The 25,714-nt window shown below is 58.7% G+C and carries 19 protein-coding genes; 5 read left to right on the top strand and 14 right to left on the bottom strand.

Going from position 1 to position 25,714, the window contains the following annotated elements:
* Positions 1 to 6: 6 nt before the first annotated feature.
* Both ACUTSW_RS16420 and treR read right to left on the bottom strand, forming a co-directional pair.
* Complete coding sequence (locus ACUTSW_RS16420) at positions 7 to 1,140, bottom strand: tail fiber domain-containing protein (protein WP_445584893.1); 1,134 nt, start codon at positions 1,138 to 1,140, stop codon at positions 7 to 9.
* A gap of 300 nt (positions 1,141 to 1,440) precedes the next feature.
* Positions 1,441 to 2,388 carry a trehalose operon repressor TreR gene (gene treR / locus ACUTSW_RS16415; RefSeq protein WP_037432101.1) on the bottom strand — a complete coding sequence of 316 codons (948 nt, stop codon included), beginning with the start codon at positions 2,386 to 2,388 and terminating at the stop codon, positions 1,441 to 1,443.
* A gap of 418 nt (positions 2,389 to 2,806) precedes the next feature.
* Between treR and mgtA the strand changes: the two genes are divergently transcribed.
* Both mgtA and ACUTSW_RS16405 read left to right on the top strand, forming a co-directional pair.
* Positions 2,807 to 5,515, top strand: a complete 2,709-nt coding sequence (mgtA, locus tag ACUTSW_RS16410) for a magnesium-translocating P-type ATPase (RefSeq protein ID WP_445584892.1) — start codon at positions 2,807 to 2,809, stop codon at positions 5,513 to 5,515.
* A 146-nt stretch (positions 5,516 to 5,661) separates the two neighbouring features.
* Positions 5,662 to 8,055 carry a beta-N-acetylhexosaminidase gene (locus ACUTSW_RS16405; RefSeq protein ID WP_445584891.1) on the top strand — a complete coding sequence of 798 codons (2,394 nt, stop codon included), beginning with the start codon at positions 5,662 to 5,664 and terminating at the stop codon, positions 8,053 to 8,055.
* 37 nt (positions 8,056 to 8,092) lie between these two features.
* Here the strand turns inward: ACUTSW_RS16405 and ACUTSW_RS16400 are convergent, their stop codons facing one another.
* From ACUTSW_RS16400 to argF, 9 genes are all read right to left on the bottom strand, one after another.
* Positions 8,093 to 8,821 (bottom strand): proteasome-type protease, encoded by a 729-nt coding sequence (locus ACUTSW_RS16400; RefSeq protein WP_004953000.1) that lies wholly within the window; start codon positions 8,819 to 8,821, stop codon positions 8,093 to 8,095.
* 96 nt (positions 8,822 to 8,917) lie between these two features.
* A complete protein-coding gene (locus ACUTSW_RS16395; RefSeq protein ID WP_063202332.1) occupies positions 8,918 to 9,724 on the bottom strand; it encodes a transglutaminase family protein in 807 nt (268 codons plus the stop codon).
* The gene (locus ACUTSW_RS16390; protein WP_006323351.1) at positions 9,721 to 10,650 is read right to left on the bottom strand and encodes an alpha-E domain-containing protein; all 930 of its coding nucleotides are present in this window, start codon (positions 10,648 to 10,650) and stop codon (positions 9,721 to 9,723) included. The genes ACUTSW_RS16395 and ACUTSW_RS16390 overlap by 4 nt, the downstream gene beginning before the upstream one ends.
* Positions 10,644 to 12,080 carry a circularly permuted type 2 ATP-grasp protein gene (locus ACUTSW_RS16385; RefSeq protein WP_006323352.1) on the bottom strand — a complete coding sequence of 479 codons (1,437 nt, stop codon included), beginning with the start codon at positions 12,078 to 12,080 and terminating at the stop codon, positions 10,644 to 10,646. The genes ACUTSW_RS16390 and ACUTSW_RS16385 overlap by 7 nt, the downstream gene beginning before the upstream one ends.
* A gap of 275 nt (positions 12,081 to 12,355) precedes the next feature.
* Positions 12,356 to 12,742: a 2-iminobutanoate/2-iminopropanoate deaminase gene (gene ridA / locus ACUTSW_RS16380; protein ID WP_006323354.1), complete on the bottom strand. Its 387-nt coding sequence runs from the start codon at positions 12,740 to 12,742 to the stop codon at positions 12,356 to 12,358.
* Between the two features lie 222 nt (positions 12,743 to 12,964).
* A complete protein-coding gene (pyrI, locus tag ACUTSW_RS16375; RefSeq protein ID WP_004953014.1) occupies positions 12,965 to 13,429 on the bottom strand; it encodes an aspartate carbamoyltransferase regulatory subunit in 465 nt (154 codons plus the stop codon).
* A 12-nt stretch (positions 13,430 to 13,441) separates the two neighbouring features.
* Positions 13,442 to 14,377, bottom strand: coding sequence for an aspartate carbamoyltransferase (pyrB, locus tag ACUTSW_RS16370; RefSeq protein ID WP_004953017.1), 936 nt, complete (start codon positions 14,375 to 14,377; stop codon positions 13,442 to 13,444).
* A gap of 288 nt (positions 14,378 to 14,665) precedes the next feature.
* On the bottom strand, positions 14,666 to 16,234 hold the full coding sequence (locus ACUTSW_RS16365) for an ABC transporter substrate-binding protein (protein WP_445584890.1): 1,569 nt from the start codon (positions 16,232 to 16,234) through the stop codon (positions 14,666 to 14,668).
* A 245-nt stretch (positions 16,235 to 16,479) separates the two neighbouring features.
* The gene (gene argF, locus ACUTSW_RS16360) at positions 16,480 to 17,499 is read right to left on the bottom strand and encodes an ornithine carbamoyltransferase (RefSeq protein WP_062869406.1); all 1,020 of its coding nucleotides are present in this window, start codon (positions 17,497 to 17,499) and stop codon (positions 16,480 to 16,482) included.
* Positions 17,500 to 17,662: 163 nt separating this feature from the next.
* Here argF and rraB point away from each other — a divergent pair, with 163 nt between their 5' ends.
* Together rraB and miaE are read left to right on the top strand one after the other, a co-directional pair.
* Complete coding sequence (rraB, locus tag ACUTSW_RS16355; RefSeq protein WP_445584889.1) at positions 17,663 to 18,094, top strand: ribonuclease E inhibitor RraB; 432 nt, start codon at positions 17,663 to 17,665, stop codon at positions 18,092 to 18,094.
* Between the two features lie 162 nt (positions 18,095 to 18,256).
* Positions 18,257 to 19,021 carry a tRNA isopentenyl-2-thiomethyl-A-37 hydroxylase MiaE gene (gene miaE / locus ACUTSW_RS16350; RefSeq protein ID WP_445584888.1) on the top strand — a complete coding sequence of 255 codons (765 nt, stop codon included), beginning with the start codon at positions 18,257 to 18,259 and terminating at the stop codon, positions 19,019 to 19,021.
* 18 nt (positions 19,022 to 19,039) lie between these two features.
* Here miaE and ACUTSW_RS16345 read toward each other — a convergent pair whose 3' ends face one another.
* Entirely contained in the window at positions 19,040 to 20,647 is a 1,608-nt protein-coding gene (locus ACUTSW_RS16345; RefSeq protein WP_445584887.1) for a GMC family oxidoreductase, read from the bottom strand.
* Positions 20,648 to 21,049: 402 nt separating this feature from the next.
* Between ACUTSW_RS16345 and ACUTSW_RS16340 the strand changes: the two genes are divergently transcribed.
* Entirely contained in the window at positions 21,050 to 22,060 is a 1,011-nt protein-coding gene (locus ACUTSW_RS16340; protein WP_445584886.1) for an acyltransferase family protein, read from the top strand.
* A 66-nt stretch (positions 22,061 to 22,126) separates the two neighbouring features.
* Here the strand turns inward: ACUTSW_RS16340 and ACUTSW_RS16335 are convergent, their stop codons facing one another.
* Complete coding sequence (locus ACUTSW_RS16335) at positions 22,127 to 22,630, bottom strand: GNAT family N-acetyltransferase (protein ID WP_445584885.1); 504 nt, start codon at positions 22,628 to 22,630, stop codon at positions 22,127 to 22,129.
* 203 nt (positions 22,631 to 22,833) lie between these two features.
* A complete protein-coding gene (locus ACUTSW_RS16330) occupies positions 22,834 to 25,710 on the bottom strand; it encodes a valine--tRNA ligase (protein ID WP_445584884.1) in 2,877 nt (958 codons plus the stop codon).
* Between the last annotated feature and the right edge of the window lie 4 nt (positions 25,711 to 25,714).

Below are 25,714 nucleotides of genomic sequence, written 5' to 3'. Positions count from 1 at the left end.
ACTGTTTTATTTGTTTGGCAGCATGGTTTTCTTCAATGCATGAAGTTGGGACTCCAGCTCAAGACGGGCATCACGTTCTTCCTTAAGCGCTTCGATAAGAAGGGCGACTACGCCGTTAATATTAATTCCACGGGCATCTTTCAGAACGCTGCCGTCATTCAGTTTTAATTCGGTTGTGGTCACTGTCTGGGGTAATACGTTCTCCACTTCCTGGGCTATTACGCCGGCCTCCGGAACGCCTTGTTTCAGGTAGGTATAGCCACTGATTTTCCCCAGCTTCTCCAGCGCGCCCTCAATTTTCACGATCTCCGTTTTCATGCGGGCATCGGAGCTGCTGAGCCAGGCGCCGTTGGTGTAGGCGTTGCCGCCATTGCGGAATTCGTACCAGCCTTGTGCGCCGCCGTTGGCGACGTTCAATACCAGTGAATGGTGAGAGCCGACAAATTCATGGTGATAGAAATTGGCATACAGGTCCCCACGACCTTGCAAATGCAACCCATTGGTAATACGTTCTTTATCATTTTCGACGCTACGGTTTCCCGCCGCCCAAATCCATCCATCGGGGTTGCGTTTGGTCAGTTGCCCAACTGAAAGCTCGCTGTTGGCTCTTACCTGAAGTTCGTTCCAGCGCCCCTGCCAATCCCGGTAGGAGAGCATGCCGTAATCTTCTTTACCGGGGACGACTCGTGACCCCATCATCATCGTGGTGGTGACGTTGCCGCTGGTAAAATCGGTATGCACAGGCGGTGCGCCGTACGTCTGCCCGTTGATAAGAGAAGCGGGGCCAGTGGTGACCGCGCCAATGCCTGCGTTATGCGATACCAGCGCGCCGCCCGAGACATCCACGCCGTTACGCAACGCCACGCGGCCGGTAGAGAGGTTGAAGGAGAAGGGGCGCAGCGTGTTCCACTGCCCGTTCTGCGCCTGGCCGTCAGGGGTAACCAGGGCGGAGAAGTTTAGCCCGTCACTGCGCAGGAGCACGCCGGTATTGCCCTTTGCCAGGCGAAAACCGATTTCGGAGCGGGAAACAATCTCACCGTCGCTGACAACGCGTTTGCGCAATGTGGACAGTGATTTCAGTTCAGTGATGTCTTCATTAATACCGTTAAGCACTTGAGCATTTTTCTTTTCTTCAGCCATGATGAATCTTCCTTTTTGACACTCTGTTATTTGATGGCTAACAGCATCCGGTATCCTTCCGCCCATTCTGGCTAATGGCTATCGGTGTTCACGTTCCGTGTGCTGCCAAACCGCTGGAACACACAATAAATCACTGTATGTTTAACCAGCATATTGTTGCTATGGGCGACAGAGGTCAATCAGGAAAGGCTATTCGTTGTTGTGTGGTGGCTGATACAAAATGGCGATGAGTTTATGCCCACCGAATGTGGGCAAGAACCGAGGATGCGGATAGGGGAATTATGCGGGTAAACCCCGCCGTCAGGCGAGTTTGCTGGGTACGATGATTTGGCGGATGCCCTGTTCGCCGCTGAGCTGGCCCAGCAGCTGTTGGGCGGCCTGCAACCCGGCGCTGCCGTAGCCCAGTTCTACCGAAAACGTCTCGGGGAACAGGAAGTTAAGCAGCGGCGTATTGCCGATGCCGCAGACCTGTAGCGGGGCGATGTGCTGCTGTTGCAGGTATTTGATGGCGCCGAGGGCGATGGTGTCGGAGGCGCACACCAGCGCGGTGGTCTGTGGGCCAATCACTTCGGAGGCCAGTTGAAAACCGCTCTGATAGCTCAGTTCGCCCAGGGCGACGCTGGGGGTGATCCGCTGCTGGCGGCAGGCGTCGAGATAGGCCTGATGGCGGCGCATGCCGGTAGTGGCATCGGCAAGTTGCACCCCAAGATAGCTGATATGCCGATGGCCCTGCTGTTGCAGGCGTTCCATCAGCAGCCGAACTGCGCCATCGTCGTCGTAGCAAACCGAGGAAAAACCTTCGTATTCGCGCGCCAGCACCACCATTTTCTCCTGCCAGGGGCTGAGCATGGCCGCCGTCAGGCCGGTGAAACCGAACAGGATCACCCCGTCGACATTGCGCTGTTGCAGCACGTGCAGATGCTCTTCCACCAGGCGGGTTTCAAACTGGCTTTCCATCACGATCGGGTCATAACCCTGCTGATACAGCAGCGGCAGCATGGTGCGCACCGCCTGGTTTTCCGACGGCGAATCGAGGCGGGAAACGATAATCCCCACCACTTTGTCGCTCTGCCCGCGCATGGCGCGCGCCGATTTGGACGGCGTAAACCCCTGCTGGCGGATCACCGCTTCTACCCGTTCACGGGTTTGCGGGCTCACGCTGCCTTCGTTGTTCAATACGCGCGATACGGTGGATTTCCCCACGCCGCTCAGGCGGGCGATGTCCTTGATGGTCAGCCGGTTTTGCATGGTTTACTTATCGTTTAGGTTAAAAGGCGTAATCTGGCGGCCTACGATGAATGCCCGTCAGCATAGCCTATTTTCCAGTACGGATCTTGGCGCAATGCGGGGATCTTCGTACTGCGCTGAACGGCCGCTCTTGTCGTTCGATCTTTTTATTTACCGGAGGTTATTACCCGTATGGATCCCGATCCGACCCCAATAGACACCCATTCGGCTCACCGGTAAAACCTCTCCGCTTTGCGCTGCTGTTTTACCGGTGAAATAAACGGTAACCGGTCGCGCGCGCTCTGTCGTTCGCTCCTGCTGCTTTTAAAAATACAAGAATCTGCCCCGGCAGAGGCTTTTTGGCGTGTCCGAAAGCTTCGCTCGGGCGAATTGTGCGTTTACCCGCCGCCGTGAGGCTGCGGGTGACGAGGTGCGAATAATGAAACTTAAAAATATCCCCCGTCAGCTGCTGGGCCTGCTCAGCCGCAATTTGCCGCGTCGCCTGATTCGGCGCGATCCCCTGCTGGAAGGCGTCAGCGGCGCAGCGCATGAACTGCCCGCAGGCCTGGCCCAGCAGCGGCTGGAATGCGCCGTCGCCGATGCGACCCAGCTTTACGAACGTTTCCACAGCCACCCGGAAGGCATTACCGCCCATGAGGCGGAGCAACTGCGTCAGCGCTTTGGCGCCAACGTGATTGAGAACCAGCAGGCGGAGTCCTGGTGGCGCCATTTGTGGCACTGTTATCGCAACCCGTTCAATCTGCTGTTGACGGTGCTGGGGCTTATCTCTTACGCCACCGAAGACCTGACCGGCGCGCTGGTGATCGGCCTGATGGTGCTGATCTCCACGCTGCTGCATTTCGTTCAGGAAGCGCGTTCCAACAAGGCGGCGGACGCGCTGAAAGCGATGGTCAGCAATACCGCCACGGTCATACGCAGCGACGCGTTGACCGGTAAAAGCGAACACCTTGAACTGCCGATTGCCCAGTTGGTGCCGGGAGATATCATCAAGCTGGCTGCGGGGGACATGATCCCGGCAGATCTGCGCGTGCTGTCGGCCAAGGATCTGTTTATCAGCCAGGCGGCGCTGACCGGCGAATCTCTGCCGGTGGAAAAGATCGCCGAACCGCACGGGGTGGCGGAGGATCCGCTGGAATGCCAGAACCTGTGCTTTATGGGCACCAACGTGGTGAGCGGCACCGCGCTGGCGATGGTGATCGGCACCGGCGGCGACACCTACTTCGGCCAGTTGGCGCAGCGCGTCACCAGCCAGGATGAACAACCGAACGCCTTCCAGAGCGGTATCAGCAAGGTCAGCTGGCTGCTGATCCGCTTTATGCTGGTGATGACGCCGATCGTGCTGCTGATCAACGGCTACACCAAGGGTGACTGGTGGGAAGCAGCGCTGTTCGCGCTGTCGGTGGCGGTGGGGCTGACGCCGGAAATGCTGCCGATGATCGTGACCACCACCCTGGCCAGAGGGGCGGTGAAACTGTCGCAACAGAAAGTGATCGTCAAACGCCTAGACGCGATCCAGAACTTTGGCGCCATGGACATTCTGTGCACCGACAAAACCGGTACCCTGACCCAGGATAAAATCGTACTGGAACGTCACACCGACGTGTTCGGTGCCAACAGCGACCGGGTGCTGCGTTACGCCTGGCTGAACAGCTTCTACCAGACCGGGCTGAAAAACCTGCTCGACGTGGCGGTGCTGAGCTGCGCGGAACAGAACCAGCAGCCGGATGCGCTACAGCATTACCGCAAGGTGGATGAGATCCCGTTTGATTTTGAACGCCGCCGCATGTCGGTGGTGGTCGCCAAAGACGCGGAATATCACGAGCTGATCTGCAAGGGTGCGCTGGAGGAAATGCTGGCGATTTGCAGCCACGTGCGTCAGGAAGATGACGTTCACCCGCTCAGCGATGCGCTGCTGGCGCGCATTCGGCGCATCACCGACGATCTTAACCAGCAGGGGCTGCGGGTGGTGGCGGTGGCCAACAAGATCCTGCCGGCGCAGGCGCATGAATACGGCGTGGCCGACGAATCCGATCTGATCCTCGAAGGCTATGTGGCCTTCCTCGATCCGCCAAAGGAGAGCACCGCACCGGCGCTGGCGGCACTGAAGAAAAACGGCGTGACGGTGAAGATCCTCACCGGCGATAACGAGCTGGTGGCGGCCAAGGTCTGTAAAGACGTCGGGCTGGCGGCAGATCACGTGCTGTGCGGCAGTGAAATCGAACACATGACGGACGAGCAACTGGCGCAGGCGGCCGCGCGCACCACGGTGTTCGCCAAACTGACGCCGATGCACAAGGAGCGCATCGTCAAGCTGTTGCGTCAGCAAGGGCACGTGGTCGGCTTTATGGGCGACGGCATCAACGACGCCCCGGCGCTACGGGCGGCGGATATCGGCATTTCCGTCGATTCGGCGGTGGATATCGCCAAGGAAGCGGCAGACATCATCCTGTTGGAAAAAAGCCTGATGGTGCTGGAGCAGGGGGTGATCGAGGGGCGCCGCACCTTTGCCAACATGCTGAAGTACATCAAGATGACCGCTAGCTCCAACTTCGGCAACGTGTTCAGCGTGCTGATTGCCAGCGCTTTCTTGCCGTTCCTGCCGATGCTGCCGTTGCATCTGCTGATCCAGAACCTGATGTATGACATTTCTCAGATCGCCATTCCGTTCGACAACGTCGACGACGATCAAATTACCCAACCACAGCGCTGGAACTCCAGCGATCTGGGGCGGTTTATGGTGTTCTTTGGGCCGATAAGCTCGATCTTTGACGTGCTGACCTTCTGCCTGATGTGGTGGGTATTCAAGGCCAATACGCCGGAAATGCAGACGCTGTTCCAGTCCGGCTGGTTCGTGGAAGGGCTGCTGTCGCAAACGCTGATTGTGCATATGATCCGCACGCGCAAAATTCCGTTTATCCAGAGCCGCCCTTCATGGCCGCTGTGCATCATGACGCTGGCGGTGATCGCCACCGGCATCGGCCTGACCTTCTCGCCGTTGGCAGGTTTCCTGCAATTGCAGGCGTTGCCGCTCGGTTACTTCCCGTGGCTGGTGCTGATCCTGGCCGGTTACATGGTGCTGACCCAGTGCGTGAAAGGCTGGTTCGTGCGCCGCTACGGCTGGCAGTAATCTCTCAAGCCCTCTCCGCAGTGCGGGAGAGGGCATTCGTGATCCACCCCGGCTTTTCATCTTTGCGGTTGGACATCTGAACTATGCTCAGTCTTTATTGACAGCTTCGCTGTTTTTATTGATTTTTTTCCTTTGAGGAATTTCTGATGCATAGACCGCTCCGTTATACGCTACTGGCTTCATCGTTATTGCTTTCCCTCGGCGCGTTGGCCCAACCGGCCGGCTCGCTGCCGCTGATGCCCTGGCCACAGCAGGTCGAACTGACGCAGCCGGCGGGCAGGCTGGTGCTGGATCACCGCCTCACGCTTAAGGTGCAGGGCGACGATCTGGCACAGGCGGAACTGCGCTGGCGGCAACGCATTGAACTGCAGACCGGTTGGACGTTGGCGCCGCAAACCGCAAAAGCCGAGGGTGCGGCGATTCAGGTGAATATCAAAGACAAAGTGGCCGCTCAGCCGCTGCCCGGCAGCGATGAAAGCTACAAGCTGGCGGTGACGCCGCAGGGCGCCACACTGACCGCCAATACCCGCTTCGGCGCGCTGCGCGGCATGGAAACCCTGTTGCAACTGATGCAGACCGACGGCCAAAACACCTTCTTGCCGCTGGTGACGATTGCCGATGTGCCGCGTTTCCCGTGGCGCGGCGTGCTGCTGGATTCGGCGCGCCATTTCTTGCCGCTGCCTGATATCCTGCGCCAGCTCGACGGCATGGCGGCGGCCAAACTCAATGTCTTCCATTGGCATCTGACCGATGACCAAGGCTGGCGCTTTGCCTCTGAGCGCTACCCCAAACTGCAACAGCTGGCCAGCGACGGCCAGTTCTATACCCGCGAACAGATGCAGCAGGTGGTGGCTTACGCCACGGTGCGCGGCATCCGGGTGGTGCCGGAAATCGATCTGCCGGGCCATGCCTCCAGCATCGCCGTGGCTTACCCGGAATTCATGGGCGCGCCGGGGCCGTACTCGATGGAGCGCGAGTGGGGCGTGCACAAGCCGACGCTCGATCCGACCCGCGACGAGGTTTATCGGTTCGTTGACGCGATCATCGGCGAATTGGCGGCGATTTTCCCCGATCCCTACCTGCATATCGGCGGTGACGAGGTCGACGCCAGCCAGTGGAAGGCATCGGCCTCGATTCAGGCGTTTATGCAAAAAAATCAGCTGGCGGATACTCATGCGCTGCAAGCCTACTTCAACCAGAAGCTGGAGAAAATCCTCGAACAGCACCAGCGGCGCATGGTCGGCTGGGATGAGATTTATCACCCGTCGCTGCCGCGTACCATTGTCATCCAGTCCTGGCAGGGGCCGGATTCGCATGGCGCCAGTGCGCAGGACGGTTACCAGGGCATTCTGTCCACCGGTTTCTACCTCGACCAACCGCAGAGCACCGCCTATCACTATCGCAACGAAGTTTTGCCCCAGCCGCTGGGGGTAGATACCGAGGTGCAGCCCGCTGAGCAGGCGCAAAGCTGGCAGTTCAGCATGCCGCGCCTGAAGGGCAGCGCAGTAGAAGGCAGTTTTACGTTGATCGAAGGCAAGCAGGGCTGGCGTGGTTTTATCGACTTCAACGGCAAATCCCGCCGCGCGTTGCACGATATCGTCTGGCGTTCGCCGCAGCAGGTGACCTTCCGCCTCGACAGCTGGATGGGCGAGACGCGCCCGGTATTCAGGCTGCAACAGGACCAACTGAGCGGCTATACGCTGATCGGCAACGTGCGCTACCCGACCAGCGGCAGCAGGCTGGCGGCGATCCCGGCGGGCAAAATGCCGGTGGTGCCGGAGGCGAAGCAACAGGCTAATATTCTCGGCGGCGAGGCGGCGCTGTGGGCTGAAAACGTCCGTGCGCCGATCCTCGATCTCAAGCTGTGGCCGCGGGCCTTCGCGGTGGCGGAGCGGCTGTGGTCGGCGCAGGATGTGACCGATGAAAACAACATGTACCAACGGTTGGCGGCGGTGGATGCCTGGTCAGTGGTGTCGGTGGGCTTGCAGCAGCATGCCGAAACCGCCCGCGAATTCACCCGGCTGGCGAACAGCGTGGAGATCTTGCCGCTGCAAATTCTTGCCGAGGCGGTGGAGCCGGGGCAGTACTACACTCGCCAGCATCTGAAATTCAAGGCCGGTAATTATCATCAGTTCGAGCCTTTGAACCGTTTTGCCGACGCGCTGCCGCCGGAAAGCAACGCGGTGCGCGAGATGGGGCGACAGGTTGAGGCGCTGCTGAAGGACAAAAACGATCGCGCAGCGGCGCAGGCGATCCGCGAGCGTTTGCAGCGTTGGCAATTGAACACCGCAGCGGTGAAAACGACAGTCGCCGGTAACCGGGTATTGCAGGATTTGGCACCGGTGGCGCAGGATGTCGGTGCGCTGTCCACGCTGGGGTTGATGCTGCTGGAGCGCTATCAGCAGGGTAAGCCGTTGAGTAAAACCGAAGCCGGGCAGATACAGCAGCAATTGGATGCCGCGGCACAGGTGCGTGACGAAGTGGTGATTGCGGCGGTCTATCCGCTGGAGGCGCTGCTGCGTGCCTGCGCGATCGAATAAGGGGGGATTTAGGGCTCGGCATGCTGAGCCCTAAAACTTACAACTGCAACGGCGGCAGCTGTTTGAAAATGCTGACCAGCCCTTCGCCCCAGCCTTTGCGAATGGCGCTGAAGTGCGGGTGATCTTCGGTAATGCGGTACTGCTGTTGGCTGCTGAAACTGTCGCGCGGGTAGATCATCACGTCGAGCGGCAGGCCGACCGACAGGTTGCTGCGCAACGTGGAGTCGAGAGAAATCAGCGCGCACTGCATCGCCTGCTCCAGCGGGGTATCGTAATTCAGCACCCGATCGATAATCGGTTTGCCGTATTTGCTTTCGCCAATCTGGAAATAGGGCGTATCCCGGGTGGCTTCGATAAAGTTGCCCTGCGGATAGATATGGAACAGCCGCATCTCTTCGCCGTCAATCTGGCCGCCGAGCAGCAGGCTGCAGCTGAAATCGGTGGTGCTGCCGCTCTGTTGGGCTTCGCTGTCGCGCAGGATCACTTCGCGCACCGTTTCGCCCACCAGCGTGGCGGCTTCATACAGGTTGGGCACGTTGAGCAGGTTGGGGCGATCGGCATCCTTGCTGCGGCGCAGCAGCAGGCTGATGATGCTCTGGGTGGTCGCCAGGTTGCCGGCGCTTTGCAGCACCAGCGTGCGCTCACCGTCCTGCTGGAACACGTGCAGCTTGCGGAAGGTGGAGATATGGTCCACCCCGGCATTGGTGCGGGAGTCGGAAGCAAACACCAGCCCGGATGACAAGCGCATGGCCACACAATAGGTCATACCAAAATCCTTCAAACGCGAATTAACACCGTGCTCGATGACGGCACGCCGGAAAAACCCAGCGTGCCGCAAACCGCTGCATTCGGCAAGGGGATGTTATTGCCCCTGAGCCTGGCTGGCCGGCATCATCTGCACTGCCGCCATGGTCTGCATATCCTCGCTGCCGCCGCCGAGCCTGATACCGCGCACCGGGCAGGCATCCAGATAATCGATCCCCACCGCCAGCTTAAGGTGCTGATTCGGCAGGCGGGTGTTGTTGGTAACGTCGAAACTGTGCCAGCGTTCGTCCACCCAGGCTTCCGCCCAGGCGTGGGTGGCGACGTGGGCGGAATCTTCGCTGTAAAGGTAGCCGCTGACGTAGCGCGCCGGAATATTCAGGCTGCGGCAGCAGGCCAGAAAGACGTGGGTATGATCCTGGCAGACGCCGTTGCCGGAAGCGAACGCCTGGGCGGCGCTGTCGGTCACCTCGGTGGCACCCGGCGTGTAAGGCATTTTCAGCAACAGATCGCCCATCAGTTTTTCCAGCCCGGCAAGCAGCGTTTCCGGTTGGTAATAACGCAGCGCGAAGGCCTGGATGGCGCTGTCGGGTTGGGTCAGCGGGCTGTGGCGCAGGAACACCAGCGGCGAGAGATGCCCCATCGTCGGGTCTTCTACACCGTCTTCAATCTCCACCACGCCGTGAGCCTGAATGGTGATCGCCTGATGCGGGTGATCCAGCGTCAGCACATGCAGCACATTGCCGAAGGCATCGGTGGTGCACACCGCATCTTCCGGCAGCGTTAACTGCCAGGAGATGATGCGCTGGTGCTGCGAATCCTGCGGCGTCAAACGCAGATACTGGGTGCTGCGCTTCACCTGCTGGGCGTAGGTGTAATGGGTATTGTGCTCAATATTCAGTTTCATTGCGCCTCCAGGTAAGTGTGATGGATGCTTTCCGCGATGCCGTTGATCTGCCCGAGGAATAAGCCCAGCCAGTCGCTCAGCCCCACCTTGTTCAGATCCTTCATGCTGCTGAAACGCAGTTCGGCGTGCAGCGTGTGCGCCAGCCGGCGCGGTTCATTGGCACTGTTGCCGCCAATCTGCTCCAACTGTTGCACCATATCGCCGACGCAAGCCAGCAGGGAGCGTGGGATTTCGTTACGCAGGATCATCAGTTCGGCAATGGTTTCCCGGCTGAGCTGCTGCTTGTAGATGCTGTGATAGGCTTCGCGTGCGCTGACCGCCCGCAGCAGCGTGTCCATACGGTAATACTCGCGCACCGGATCGTTGTCGTTATCCAGCAACTCGTTTTTGACGCCGAGTAGGCGTGCGGTGCTGTCTGCCCGCTCCAGCAGGGTGCCTAGGCGGATAAAGCACATCGCGTCGCTGCGCAGCAGGGTGCCGAACATCGCGCCACGAAACAGGTGCGAGCGCTCCTTGACCCAGTCGAAGAAGCCGTCGGCGCCCACCGACCCTATGCCCTGGCGGCGGATCAGCTTCATTTCGATCCAGGTGGCGTTAATGCATTCCCAGACCTCGGAAGACAGGCTGCCGCGCACCGCATGGGCGTTGTTCCAGCCCATTTGCAGGCAGCTGTAGATGCTGCTGTGGTTACGGCTGTCGAGCGCAAAAAAGCTCACCAGATTGGCCATCGTCAAATCGGGATAGGCGGCGGCGTACAGTTGCCCGGTGCCGGTCAGGTTGAGCGGCACCTGCAGATCATGATCTTCGCTGTCGCGGATCGGCATCATCGACAGTTTGTTGGTCACGTCGAGCACCCGGGCGATGCTTTCCGCCCGCTCCAGATAGCGGGCCATCCAATAGAGTTCACTGGCAGTTCGGCTCAGCATGCGTCATCCTCCAACACCCAGGTATCCTTGGTTCCCCCGCCCTGTGACGAGTTGACCACCAGTGAGCCTTGCGCCAGCGCTACGCGCGTCAGGCCGCCGGGCACCAGGCGAATTTCCGCACCGCTCAGGGCGAACGGCCGCAGATCGATATGACGCGGCGCCAGGCCATCGTTGACAAAGGTCGGGCAGGTCGACAGCGCCAGCGTGTTCTGCGCAATGTAGTTATGCGGTTTGGCCAGCAGCAGCGCGCGGAAGTGGGCGATTTCGTCTTTGGTCGCCGCCGGCCCAATCAGCATGCCGTAACCGCCGGCGCCGTGAACCTCCTTCACCACCATCTGCTCCAGGTTCGCCAGCACGTACGACAGCTCATTCTTGTGGCGGCACTGCCAGGTGGGCACGTTGTTGAGGATCGGCTCTTCCTGCAGATAGAAGCGCACCATGTCCGGCACGTACGGGTAGATCGACTTGTCGTCGGCCACGCCGGTACCGATGGCGTTCGCCAGCACCACGTTGCCGGCGCGGTAGACGGAAAGCAGCCCCGGCACGCCGAGCATCGAGTCCGGGCGGAACGCCAGCGGATCGAGGAAGGCGTCGTCCACCCGGCGGTAGATCACATCCACCTTGCACGGCCCGGCGGTGGTGCGCATAAACACCGCGCCGTCCTTGACGAACAGGTCGGCGCTTTCAACCAGCTCCACGCCCATCTGCTGAGCCAGGAAGCTGTGCTCGAAATAGGCGCTGTTGAAACGGCCCGGCGTCAGCACCACCACGGTAGGATCGTTAATCGGCGAGCTTTCGCGCAGGGTTTGCAGCAGGTGCGACGGGTAACGCTCTACCGGGGCGATGCGTTGCTGGGCGAACAGTTCCGGGTACAGGCGCATCATCATCTTGCGGTTTTCCAGCATGTAGGACACGCCGGACGGGGTGCGAAGATTGTCCTCCAGCACGTAATACTGGCCGTCGCCGCCGCGCACCATATCCACGCCGACGATGTGCGCGTAAATATTGCGGTGCAGATCGACCCCCTGCATGCAGGGCTGATACTGATCGTTAGCCAGCACCTGTTCGGCCGGAATAATCCCGGCTTTCAGAATATGCTGTTGATGGTAGATATCGTGCAGAAAGGCGTTGAGCGCCTGTACGCGCTGGCGAATGCCGCGATCGAGCATCGCCCATTCGCTGGCGGGGATGATGCGCGGCACGCTGTCGAACGGGATCAGCCGTTCGGCGCCGTCATCCTCACCGTAAACATTAAAGGTAATGCCCACCCGGTGAAACAGCAGTGCAGCCTCTTCTCTTTTACGCTGAATAGCCTTTTGGTCGGCCTGTTGCAGCCAATGCCAGTAAGCTTCGTAATGGCCCCGGTGTTTACCCTCAGCCAGAAGCATCTCATCAAAAAACGGTGAAGCGGACAGGTCGATATTTAGCATCGTCACCTCGTTGACATTGCAGGCTGTAACAAGATCGAGCATAAAATGTGCCAAAATGTGAAAGAGGCGAAAACCGGCGTAAAAAGCAGGAAAAAGGCAGGGGAAAGCGCGATTTGGGTGCAGGCGCGGCGGGCGTTGCCTTAAAATGGGGCGAAATTGTGGTGCGTTGGGTTAACTATGATCCCTGATAGCGCACCCTAACGGATCGTTGCTTCAGGCGGGACAAATAAAAACGGCCAGCCGATGGCTGACCGTTGGGCGCGGTAGTCGTGGAATTAACGACGAACGGCGATGGCTTCGATCTCGATTTTCACGTCTTTCGGCAGACGGGCCACTTCGACGCAGGAACGGGCCGGGAACGGCGCGTTGTGCTCGGTGAAGAAGCTTTCGTAAGCGGCGTTTACGGTGGCGAAATCGTTCAGATCTTTCACGAACACCGTGGTTTTCACGATGTCGGCGACTTTCAGGCCGGCGGCTTCAACGATCGCTTTAACGTTTTCCAGCGACTGGCGTGCCTGTGCGGAAACGTCGTCGGCTACTTCGCCGGTTTTCGGATCCACAGGGATCTGGCCGGAAGTGATGATCATGCTGCCCAGATCAACGCCCTGCACGTAAGGACCAATGGCTGCCGGGGCGAGTTCAGTGCTGATGTTACGTGACATTTTTTCTCCTGATATACCCTTCGTCTTTCAAACCGCAGCGTTGTTGGCTGCGTGCGCTCACCCCAGTCACTGACTTGAGTCAGCTCCTGGGGACTCTCGCACTTGCCGCCTAGCTGCGGCTCGAAATCCATTGGGTAGCAACGTGGGTAGATTATCTTCAGGGACTCATTATAGGGAGTGACGAGCGGATTAACAGCGTCGTTCCCGGCAAATGGGTATATTTCAATCCGCCTGCAGCACCACCTGATGGTCGAACTCTTTCTCGCAGTAGCGGCATTTCAGATGCACTTCGCCGTCGCGGGATTTCACGCCGAAACTGGACGCTACCGGCTCGCTGCGGCTGATGCAGTTGCCGTTCGGGCAGGTCAGCACGCCGTCGATATGGTCCGGCAGGCTGAGGGTCAGCTTGCGCACCACTTCGTAGTTGTCGATGCGGTTCACCGTGGCTTTCGGCGCGTACATCGCCAGCTGGTTGGCCTGCTGCTCGGTCAGGAAGGTGTTCTCGATTTTAATCAGGTCTTTGCGGCCCAGCTCGTTGGAGGGCAGGTTCAGGCCAATGGTGATGCGCTGGTCGGTGGCGGTCAATTTGAACAGCGTCAGCAGCTTAAAGCCCACCTGCGCCGGAATATGGTCAATCACCGTACCGCACTTGATCGCTTCAACCTGCAGTTTGTTATCGTGAGTCATGACGGTTCCCCCTTAAAGAGCCAAATCTGCGTTTAATACCAGCGCCAGCAGCGCCTGGCGGGCGAAGATGCCGTTGCCTGCCTGCTGGAAGTAGTAGGCGTACGGCGTGGTATCCACGTCGGTGGTGATCTCGTCGATGCGCGGCAGCGGGTGCAGCACTTTGAGATTGGCGCGCGCGCCGGCCAGATCCGCCGCGCGCAGCACGAACTGCGCCTTCACGTTGGCGTATTCCGAAGGATCCAGGCGCTCTTTCTGCACCCGAGTCATGTAGAGAATATCCAGCTCCGGCACCACTTCTTCAATGCTGCTGTGCAGGCTGTATTCGATGCCTTTTTCTTCGAGCATTTTCAGGATGTAAGCCGGCATTGCCAGCGCATCCGGGGCGATAAAGTAGAAGCGGTTGCCTTCGAACTTGGCCAGCGCCTGCGCCAGCGAGTGTACGGTGCGGCCGTATTTCAGGTCGCCGACCATGGCGATATTGATGTTGTTCAGGCGGCCCTGGGTTTCCTGGATGGTGAACAGGTCGAGCAGCGTTTGGGTCGGGTGCTGGTTGGCGCCGTCGCCGGCGTTGAGCACCGGGACACCGCCGGAAAATTCCGTCGCCAGCCGCGCGGCGCCTTCCTGCGGGTGACGCATCACGATGGCGTCTACGTAGGTGCCGATGACCGAGATGGTGTCGGCCAACGTTTCGCCTTTCTTGCCCAGCGACGTATTGCTGCCGTCGGCAAAACCGACCACCGAGGCACCGAGGCGATGCATAGAGGTTTCGAACGACAGGCGGGTGCGGGTCGAGGCTTCGAAGAAGCAGCTGGCGATCACCTTGTGCTTGAGCAACTCGGGCTGCGGGGTGGCTTTCAGGCTGGCGGCGGTGCGCAGCACCAGCTCCAGATCCTCGCGGCTGAGATCGTTAATAGAGATGATATGTTTGTGATACAGCGGGTTGGCCATTTTTCACTCTCCTCGACTCGTGCCCGTGGCGCGGGGCTTTTTAAGGCAAAAAAAAGCCCCTCAACGAGGGGCTTGAAACGATCGGTTTAGCAACAGGAGAAACAACGGCAGTTGGCCGCCGATTGGCGGTCGGTTTTGTCGGTTGCGGCTAACAAAACACATGGCGTTTTTCATGCTTTCTCCTGGCAAATTGTCGCGCATTATACTCGCGCTTTTCGCCACTGCAAGCGCTAAAACGCCGATTTTTGCCGCTTCGCAATCGATTGGCCGGCGATGGCCGCTTGCCGGTTATTTGCTGACGCGATCGTAGTAGACCATGTCGGCGTTCAGGCCCTGCTGGTAGCCTTTGACGTTATCGCGCAGCACCACTTCGGTTTTGGCCTGATCGATAAACACATACGGCGAACTGCGTTGCAACTCCTGTTGCATGGCAGTGTACAGTGCGGTGCGTTTGGCCGGATCGGCTTCGGCTACCGCCGCCAGCGTCTGCTTGCTCAACTGCGGGATCTGCCAACCGTTGAGGCCCGCGACCGTACTGGTTTTGCCGTCGTTATAGGCGAAGGCGCTGGCGTTGGAATGCGCATCAAAATAATCCGGGATCCACAGGCGGATCGCCGCCTGGTGCTGTTTGGCGCGTACCCGCGAATACACCTGGCTGCCGGCGGCCGGCAACAGATCCAGCTTCACGCCACCCTGGGCAAAACTGGCCTGCAACGCTTGGGCGATGGTGATAAACGGCGGCTTGTTCTCCACGTCCAGCGTCAGGGTGGCGTTGGTGATGCCGGCCTTGGCCAGGATCGCCTTGGCCTTGGTCGGATCGAAGCTGAACGGGTTGTCTTCCAGCGCGCCCGGCAGCCCGACCGGCAGGAAGCTCTGATGCACAAAATACTGGCCTTTCAGCAGATCCTTGGTGATGCCCTGATAATCGATCAGATAGCGCGCCGCCTCCCAGAAGGCCGGGTTTTTCAGCAGCGGATTGGCGGCGTTGCCGGTGTTGAACACTAAATAGTTCTGCTCGGCGGACGGGATTTCCAACACCTTCACGCCCGGTTGATTTTTTAACGCCACGGTTTGGTCCGGGCCAAGCTCACGTGCCACATCGGCGTCGCCCTGCTGGATCAGCAGGCGGCGGGTGGCCGGGTCCGGCACGCTTTTAATGATGATGCTGTGCAGCAGCGGCTTGTTGCCCGGCGAGGTCGGATTGGCGTCCAGCACAATCGCCTGATGCGGCTGGTAGACGCGCATTTTGAACGGCCCGCTGCCGGCGGAGTGCATTTTCAGCCAGGCATTGCCGTAGTCGCCGTCTTTGGCGTTCGGCTGCACCGCCTTGCTGTCGACGATCGAGGCGATCGGCGTGGAGAGAATATTCAGCACCACCGCCGGGCTGACGTCCGCCGTCCAGCTCAGTTGCAGGCTGTGCTCGTCGATTTTCTTCAGGTGGGCATCAATGTTGTCCGGCTGCCAGCCGAGCACGTTGAGGATAAACGCCGGCGATTTGTTCATTTTCACCGCGCGGCTGTAAGAGAAGATCACGTCGTCGGCGGTCAGCGGATTGCCGGAGGCGAACGCCGCCTGTGGGCGCAGTTTGACGGTCAGGGTTTTTGCCGCCGCATCGCCCTGCCAGCTTTCCGCCAGCACCGGCACCACTTTCGCCGGATCATCGCGATCCGCCTGCACCAGCCGCTGATACAGGCTGGGCACGGTCTGGATGCTGGACAGCTCGTTGGCTTCCGCCGGATCCAGGCTGACGATATCGTCCAGCGATTGCACCACCACCAGCGTGTTGGCCGGGGTGGCGGCGAGCGCAGAGGCGGACAGGGCGGCAAGCATTAACAGCGGCAGGACTTTGGCTTTCATCGATGTGTATCCCCTGAAGGCACTGCGCGGCAGTGCTGAGAAGTAGTTGTTATCGTTAGTTTTCACGGCAGTTTTGCCGTTAGTCTGCCACGGTAGAACCTTTGCCCAAGGCTGGCAAAGGTCAATCGGCTATTTGATATGACAAGAATATATTAGGCGCTCCGGCGGGGGTTGCCAGAGCGGGGAAGGGGTTGGGGCGCGAGCGCGCCCCATTGCCTGTGCGTGACGCGCCCCGGCAATATACGTTAAATCGTTTCGCTCAGGGTGGCGACCAGCACCGCCTTGATGGTGTGCAGGCGGTTTTCGGCCTGATCGAACACCACGCTGTGCGCGGATTCGAACACTTCATCGGTGACTTCCATGCCGCCTTGCAGCCCGTATTGTTCCGCCATCTGTTTGCCGAGGGTGGTTTGGTCGTCGTGAAACGCCGGCAGGCAATGCAGGAATTTGACGTTCGGGTTACCGGTCAGTTTCACCATCGCCATATTGACCTGATAGGGTTTCAGCAGCGCGATCCGCTCCTGCCAGGTTTCTTTCGGTTCGCCCATCGACACCCACACGTCGGTGTACAGGAAGTCCGCGTCTTTCACCCCTTCGGCAATGTCTTCGGTCAGGGTGATCTTGGCGCCGGTCTGTTGCGCCAGCGCCTGACACTCGGCTACCAGCTCCGGCTGCGGCCAACAGGCTTTCGGCGCCACCAGGCGCAGATCCATGCCCGCCAACGCAGCCGCTTCCAGCAAGGTGTTGCCCATGTTGTTGCGCGTGTCGCCGAGGTAAGCGAATTTCACCTCGCTCAAGGGTTTGCCCGGCAGCTGTTCCTGCACGGTGAGCAGGTCCGCCAGCAACTGGGTGGGGTGGAATTCGTTGGTCAGCCCGTTCCATACCGGCACGCCGGCATGGGTGGCCAAGGTTTCCACCAGATGCTGGCCGTAACCGCGGTATTGAATACCGTCATACATCCGGCCCAACACGCGGGCGGTGTCTTTCATCGATTCTTTATGGCCGATCTGGCTACCGCTTGGGCCGAGATAGGTGACCTGGGCGCCCTGATCGAAAGCGGCAACTTCGAAAGAGCAACGGGTGCGTGTCGAGTCTTTTTCGAAGATGAGCGCGATGTTCTTGCCCTGCAGACGCCGCGTTTCCTTACCCTGCTTTTTGGCCTGCTTCAATTCGGCCGAAAGCCGCAGCAGCGCCAGCAGCTCTGTCGGCGTGAAATCCATTAATCTCAGAAAGTGACGTTTGTAGAACGGGTTCATCGTACTCATTTCCGCATGTCCTGATCGTTTTAATTGAATTAAAATTCACTTTATATGTATGAATATTCAATTTCAACCCCGAAGCAGAAATCTTTCACGTTTATCGTGGCAGCTATGGCGGCGGTGTGTGAAAATAGAAGGAATACAGGCCATTTGACTTGAGGATATAGGCATGGCAAACCGCGAACAGCTGGAAGAACAACGTGAAGAGACCCGCCTGATCATCGAAGAACTGCTGGAAGACGGCAGCGATCCGGATGCGCTCTACACCATCGAACACCACCTCTCTGCTGAAAAGTTTGAAGTGCTGGAGCAGGCTGCTGTCGAAGCCTTCAAGCTGGGCTACGAAGTGACCGACGCCGAAGAGCTGGAAGTGGAAGACGGCACGCTGGTCATGTGCTGCGACGTGATCAGCGAAGTCGGCCTGAACGCCGAACTGATCGACACCCAGGTAGAGCAGTTGTTGGCGCTGGCGGAACGTTGCGGCGTTAATTACGACGGTTGGGGCACCTACTATGAAGATCCGAACGGTGAAGACGGTGAGGATGATGATGAAGAAGACGGTGAATTGATCGACGAAGATGACGACGGCAAACGCCACTGATTAATGCAATGGGCCGGCGCAAGCCGGCCTCTCCCGTCGTCTTTCAAGCCGCAGCGTTGTTGTCTGCACTCACTCACCCCAGTTACTTATTGAAGTAAGCGCCTGGAGTTGAGCGAGCTGGTTGCCTGGCTGCAACTTGAAAGCCATAGGGCTATTAAGCTGATGAAATACCAATCCCTGTTATCCCCGATTCTAAACTTCCTGCACTGCGAAACGCCCGATGGCTGGATCGACGCTGCGCGGCGTCCGGAAAACCTGCCGTTGTTGCTGACCGACCATATGGTGTGCGAGCTGAAGGCGGCGCAGACCGGCATGTGGCTGATTCGCCGCTACGTGGCGGACAAAGAGAGCGGCGATGCCTTGCTGGCGCTGCTCAGGCCCTACGAGGCTTTTCTGCATGAAGCGCAGGGCGAGCCGGAAGCGCTGTTCCGCCAGGGCCAGTTCACCAGGAAAATCTTGCCGAAAAACGGTTCGGCCTACGGGCAGGATCTGGCGGACAAGATGGTGCTGCTGATCAAAGAAGAACTGCACCATTTCTCGCAGGTGCTGGAGATCATGCAGGCGCGGCGCATTCCCTACAAGAAAATCACCGCCAGCCGCTATGCCAAAGGCATGATTCGCGAGGTTCGCACCCACGATCCGGCCACGCTGATCGACAAACTGATCTGCGGCGCCTATATCGAGGCGCGCTCCTGCGAACGTTTCGCCCGGTTGGCACCGCATCTGGACGACGAGTTAAACCGTTTCTACGTCTCGCTGCTGCGCTCCGAGGCACGGCATTATCAGGATTACCTGACGCTGGCCGAGCAGATTGCCGGCGGCGACATCAGCGAGCGGGTGGCTCACTTCGGCCGCATTGAAGCTGAGCTGATTCTGTCGCCGGACAGCGAGCTGCGTTTCCACAGCGGCGTGCCCACCGCCGCCTGATCGCCGGGCGCCCGGTTTTCACGTCGGCGCGCCCAGCAGCAAATCCACCGCTTTTTCCGCCAGCATGATGGTCGGTGCATTGGTGTTGCCGCTGGTCACCTGCGGCATCACCGAGCAATCGATCACCCGCAGCCGTTCAAACCCGTGTACCCGCAGTTGCAGGTCGGTCACCGAGTCCTGTGGCGATTGGCCCATGCGGCAGCTGCCTACCGGGTGATACACCGTTTTGCAGAAGTTACGCACGAACTCCTCCAGTTGCGCCTCATCGTTCAACCATGCCGGCTGCGGCATCAGCAGATCTTTGACGATCGGCTTGAGGGCGGCGGTTTGCAGGAAGCGCAGGCCGAATTTCACCGCGCGCACGCTGCCGGCCAGATCTTCCGGGTGGCCGAGATAATTGGCGTGCAATTTGACCGGATCGCGCGGATCGCGGCTGCGCAGCAGCACTTCGCCGCGCGCCTTCGGTTGCAGGTAGCCGACTTTCAGCGTGAAACCGTGAATATTCGGCAGCGGCTCGCCGGGCACGTCGTCCCAGTTGTCCAGCAGCGGCAGAAAGTGGATCTGCACGTCCGGCCGGCCGTCGCCCAGGCTGTCGGAGAAGGCGGCGCCTTCCAGCACGTTGGAAGTGAGCACGCCGCTGCGGAACGCCAGCCATTCGGTGCCGTGGCGCAGCGCCTGCAGGCCGCGATCGGCGCCGAACAGGCTGACCGGCTCGCGGGTGCTGACGTTGATCGACATATGCAGGTGATCGTGAAAGTTTTTGCCCACCGGCAAGTCCGCACGCGGCTCGATCCCCAGCTGTTGCAGGTGTTCGCGCGGCCCAATGCCGGACAACATCAGGATCTTCGGCGAGCCTACCGCACCGGCGCTGAGGATCACTTCTTTTGCGGCATGCGCGGTGACTTCGCCGCCGCCGTTCTGGCTATACACCACGCCGGTGGCCATGTTGCCGTCGAACACCACCCGATGCACCAGCGCGTTCAGTTTCACCACCAGCCGTTGCTCGTTACGCACCGCTTTCAGATAGGTGCGGGCGGTACTGGCGCGTTCGCCGTTGTGGGTGGTGGTCTGATAAAAGCCCACGCCGTGCTGGCTGTCGCCGTTGAAATCGTTGCGGTAAGGCAGGCCCAGCTCCTGGCCGGCGCGGATAAACGCCATGCTGAGCGGGTGGCGGTAGCGGTTCTCGCTGACCGGCAGCAGCCCTTCGCCGCCGTGATAAGCGTCGGACAGGCTCTCGTTGGCCTCGGCGCGTTTGAAGTAGGGCAGCACGTCCTGATAGCTCCAGCCGACGCAGCCGTAACGTTCGGCCCATTCGTCGTAATCCTGCCGCTGGCCGCGAATGTAGATCATGCCGTTGACCGAACTGCTGCCGCCCAGCACCTTGCCCTGGGCAATTTGCATGCGGCGGTTGTTGGCGTGCGGTTCCGGTTCGGTTTCATACGGCCAGCTTTTTTTGGCGATGATCTTCGCCACGCCGGCCGGCATCTTGATGAACAGGTTATTGTCGTCGCCGCCGGCTTCCAGCAGCAGCACCCGCGCCTGGGTGCGGCGGATTAACTGCGCGGCCAGTACGCAACCGGCGGAGCCTGCGCCGACAATGATGTAATCAAAAGCGTTTTCCGACATGACTGTTCCCCGTGCGAGTGCGGCATAAGCCTGTCAGGGCAGAGTATCGCAAGGTGGCAAGAGGTCAATTTGTAATCGTTAATTTGTTAATGAATATCACAAAAAAGATGGCAATTGATTTTTGATTTGTTGTTACTACTTTGATTTTATTGTTTTTATATAAATAAATTAAAATATGACCATATTAATGATTGTGCGCGCGTCGCTTCGGGCAGAGTTTTGGGGCCGTGGGACAGCAAAAAACGGTAACGAGAGCCGGAGAAACGCGTTAATAAAATCGCTGCGTCTTTGTTTTTTACCGGGAAATTAAATATGGGATTAATCTGATTAGAAAGAAAGTGTCAGGGAAGTGGGGCTGCTATATGATGATGACACTTGTTAGCGGATAATATATTAAGAAATATGGAAATTTCAATTAATAAGTCTAATTATTTAAAAGGGATTGCCATCATTCTGATGTTGGTCCACCACCTGTTCGCCTATCCAAGCCGAATTAGCCCTGATATTCCGGTATATTATATCGTTAGCGGGATAAATATTGAGATGTATCTTGGCCTGTTCGGCAAGATTTGCGTGTCGATGTTCCTGTTCTTGTCCGGTTACGGTTTTTCGCTTAAAAAAGACATTTCTTTTAAATATATCTGGGGCAAGCTGAAGAATTTATATATCAGCTACTGGATAGTGTTGTTTATCTTTGTGCCGATCGGCATTATTTTCTTTCCGGGTGAAAGATATTCCCTTTCGCCGTCGCTGTTTATCGAAAATCTGATTGGCCTCAAATCCACCTACAACAGCGAGTGGTGGTTCTTCAAACTTTATGTTCTGTATGTGCTCTCGCTGCCGCTGCTGTCGAAACTGAATACGACGACCTTGCTGGGGCTGCTGTTTGCGGCGGCGCTGTGCGGCAGGGGATTGCAGTATTTCCCTTGGGCGCCGCAGATGCTCATCGAGTATTGCACCTGGCTGCTGCCTTTTGGTTTTGGCATGGTGTTTGGCCGTACCCAGCGGGCCCCGGTGGACTCGTGGTTGGCGAAGCTGATTGATACGTTGGGCCGCACCCATCCGTTGATCTTGCTGGTGGTGACTGTGGCGGTGTTTATCGTCGCCCATAATCCGGGGCTGCTGCTGGTGACGCCGCTGTTTATCATCGCGATGATGAAAACCGCCGACGGGCTGGGCAGCAGGGTGAACAAGGCGGTGGTTGAGCTGGGCAAACATTCGATGTACATGTGGCTGACCCACAGCTTCTACTGCTATTACTTCACTCAGAAACTGATTTTTGCGCCGCGTTATACGCCGCTGGTGCTGCTGCTGTTGATCCTGGTGTCGTATCTCACCAGCCTGGTGCTGAGCCGGATTGAGGTTGCTATCAAAAGCGGGGGGATGAGGGGAAAAGTACGGGCCTCTGAGTAGCGCCAGCGCATGCGGCGCTTGCCATGACAGGGGACGAACATCTTCGCCCCCTGCCCAGAAGCCAGATTAAAGCGTTTTCAGCATGGTCACTTCGCAGTCGACGTGGCCGGTGGTGCCCATGGCGCAGTCGATGTGTTCGAAGCCCAGATGCTCATACAGCCCGATGGCCTGCGTCAGGCTGGCGGTGGTTTCTAAATAACAACAGCGGAAGCCCTGTTGACGGGCAAACTCCAGCGCCTGCAACGCCAGGCGCTTCGCCAGGCCCTTGCCGCGCAAAACCGGCAGAAAATACATTTTCTGTAATTCGCAAATATCGTCATCACCGCCCTTCAGCGGAGCAACGCCGCCGCCGCCGGCAATCTGACCGTCGACTTCTATCACCCAATAAGCGCTGCGCGGCAGGCTGTAGAGCTGATACAAGACGTCCAGATTGGGGTCGGAAACGGTATAGCCTTTATCCGCCGTCAAACCGTGCTCGGCGGAGACTTCGCGAATGACGTTAGCAATAGCGGCATTGTCGTCAGCCGTTATTGGGCGCACCAGAAGACGCACTGGGGTTGCTGTTGTCATGTTTACACTCGCCATAGAAGGGGTCATTACAACCCCGGAATTTCATTTTTATCGCAGCACAAAAGGCGCCGGGTTTATTCCCTGGCGGCGTCCATGCGGCATTAATACCTTGTAATAACATCTTAACCGGGCCGGATGCAACGGCGATAAAAAAACAGCGGGGATCTCCCCGCTGTTTTCAGCTGTTGCAGCGAACCGACAGATTACAGCGCGGCGATGCTCGCCTGCTGCTCTTGCAGTTTCACTTTGCCTTCTTTGCAAGCCGCCAGACGCTCACGCTCTTTGGCGACCACCGCTTCCGGTGCGCGCGCCACAAAGCCTTCGTTCGACAGCTTGCCTTCGATCGAGGCGATTTCCGCATCCAGCTTGCCCATCTCTTTCGACAGACGCGCGATTTCAGCGTCTTTATCGATAAAGCCGGCCATAGGGATCAGCAGCTCGGCACCGTCCACCAGTTTGGTGACCGATAACGGGCCTTTGTCGCCCGCTGGCAGCAGGGCGATAGACTCCAGGCGCGCCAGACGCTCGATAAAGCTCTGGTTCTCCTGCACGCGGCGCTGGGCGTCGGCGTTGCAGTTACGCAGCAGCACGTCCAGCTGTTTGCTTGGGGCGATGTTCATCTCGGCGCGGATGTTGCGCACCGCGGTGATCGCCTGTTTGATCCACTCCAGGTCGTTCAGTGCCTGCGTGTCTTCCAGCGCGGCGTCGTACTCTGGGAACGGCTGCAGCATGATGGTGTCTGCGGTTTCGCCGGTCAGGGTTTTCACGCGCTGCCAGATGGTTTCGGTAATGAACGGGATCACCGGGTGCGCCAGGCGCAGCAGGGCTTCCAGCACGGTGATCAGCGTGTGGCGGGTGCCGCGCTGTTCCGCTTCGCTGCCGTTGCTCACCACCGGCTTGGTCAGCTCCAGATACCAGTCGCAGAACTGATTCCAGGTGAATTCATACAAAATGTTGGCGGCCAGATCGAAGCGATAGGTGTCCAGCGCTTCGCGGTAAGCTTTCACCGTACGGTTGAATTCGGCCAGGATCCAGCGGTCCGCCAGCGACAGCACTTTCTCGCCGCCGTTGAAGCCGCAGTCTTGATCTTCCGCGTTCATCAGCACAAAGCGGCTGGCGTTCCACAGCTTGTTACAGAAGTTGCGGTAGCCTTCCAGGCGCTTCATGTCCCAGTTGATGTCGCGGCCGGTAGAGGCCAGCGCCGCCAGGGTGAAGCGCAGGGCGTCGGTGCCGTGCGGTTCGATACCGTTCGGGAACTGCTTCTCGGTGCGCTTGCGGATTTTTTCCGCCAGCTGCGGCTGCATCATGTTGCCGGTGCGTTTTTCCAGCAGATCTTCCAGCGAGATGCCGTCGACCATGTCCAGCGGATCGATCACGTTGCCTTTCGACTTGGACATCTTCTGCCCTTCGTCGTCGCGGATCAGGCCAGTCATGTAGACCGTCTTGAACGGAACTTGCGGCTTGCCGTTTTCGTCCTTCATGAAGTGCATGGTCAGCATGATCATGCGCGCAATCCAGAAGAATATGATGTCGAAGCCGCTGACCATCACGCTGGTTGGGTGGAAGGTTTTCAGCGCGTCGGTCTGCTCTGGCCAGCCCAGGGTAGAGAAGGTCCACAGGCCGGAAGAGAACCAGGTGTCCAGCACGTCTTCGTCCTGGTTCAGCACCACGTCGGCGCCCAGGTTGTTTTCGCTGCGCACTTCTTCTTCGCTGCGGCCAACGTAGACTTTGCCGTTCACGTCGTACCAGGCCGGAATGCGGTGGCCCCACCACAGCTGACGGGAGATGCACCAGTCCTGAATGTCGCGCATCCAGCTGAAGTACATGTTTTCGTACTGCTTCGGCACGAACTGAATTTCGCCTTGCTCAACGGCTTCCACCGCCACTTTCGCCAGCGGCGCAGTGCGCACGTACCATTGGTCGGTCAGCATCGGTTCGATCACCACGCCGCCGCGGTCGCCGTAAGGCACCGTCAGGTCGTGCGGTTTGATCTCTTCCAGTAAACCAAGCTCTTCAAAGGCGGCAACCACCGCTTTACGCGCCGCGAAACGCTCCAGGCCACGGAACTGGGCCGGAATTTCGTTGCAGTAGTCGGTGCAGATTTCGCCGAGCGTGTTGAACACTTCCGCTTCCTGGCGGATATCGCCGTCGAAAGTCAGGATGTTGATCATTGGCAGGCCGTGACGTTTACCGACTTCGTAGTCGTTAAAGTCGTGCGCCGGGGTGATTTTCACGCAGCCGGTGCCTTTTTCCATATCGGCGTGTTCGTCGCCGACGATGCGGATGCGGCGGCCAACCAGCGGCAGAATGATTTCTTTGCCGATAAGGTCTTTGTAGCGCGGATCTTCCGGGTTCACCGCCACGCCGGTATCACCGAGCACGGTTTCCGGACGGGTGGTGGCGACCACCAGATAGTCTTTGCCTTCGGCGGTTTTGGCGCCGTCGGCCAGCGGGTAGCGCAGGTGCCACATCGAGCCTTTGGACTCGCGGTTTTCCACTTCCAAATCGGAGATGGCGGTGCGCAGTTTCGGATCCCAGTTCACCAGGCGCTTGCCGCGGTAGATCAGATCTTCTTTGTGCAGGCGGACAAACACTTCGCGTACCGCATTGGACAGGCCTTCGTCCATGGTGAAGCGCTCGCGCTCCCAGTCGACGGAGTTGCCCAGACGGCGCATCTGGCGGGTGATGGTGCCGCCGGATTCCGCTTTCCACTGCCAGATTTTGTCGATGAACGCGTCGCGGCCATAGTCATGGCGGGTTTTGTTTTCTTCTGCGGCGATCTTGCGCTCAACCACCATCTGGGTAGCGATACCGGCATGGTCGGTACCGGCCTGCCACAGGGTGTTTTTCCCCTGCATGCGCTGGTAGCGGATCATGGTGTCCATGATGGTCTGCTGGAAGGCATGGCCCATGTGCAGGCTGCCGGTGACGTTCGGCGGCGGGATCATGATGCAGAAGCTTTCCTGGCTGGTATCGCCGTTTGGCTTGAAGTAACCCTGGTTTTCCCAGTGATCGTACAGCTTCTGTTCGATCTCTTTCGGGTCGTATGCGGTATCGAGATGACTGTTTGTCTTTTCCATTTTA

This window comes from Serratia sp. TSA_198.1 (genome assembly GCF_052686505.1).
The sequence above is the reverse complement of the archived record's forward strand: the minus strand, read 5'-3'. Positions and strand labels throughout refer to the sequence as shown.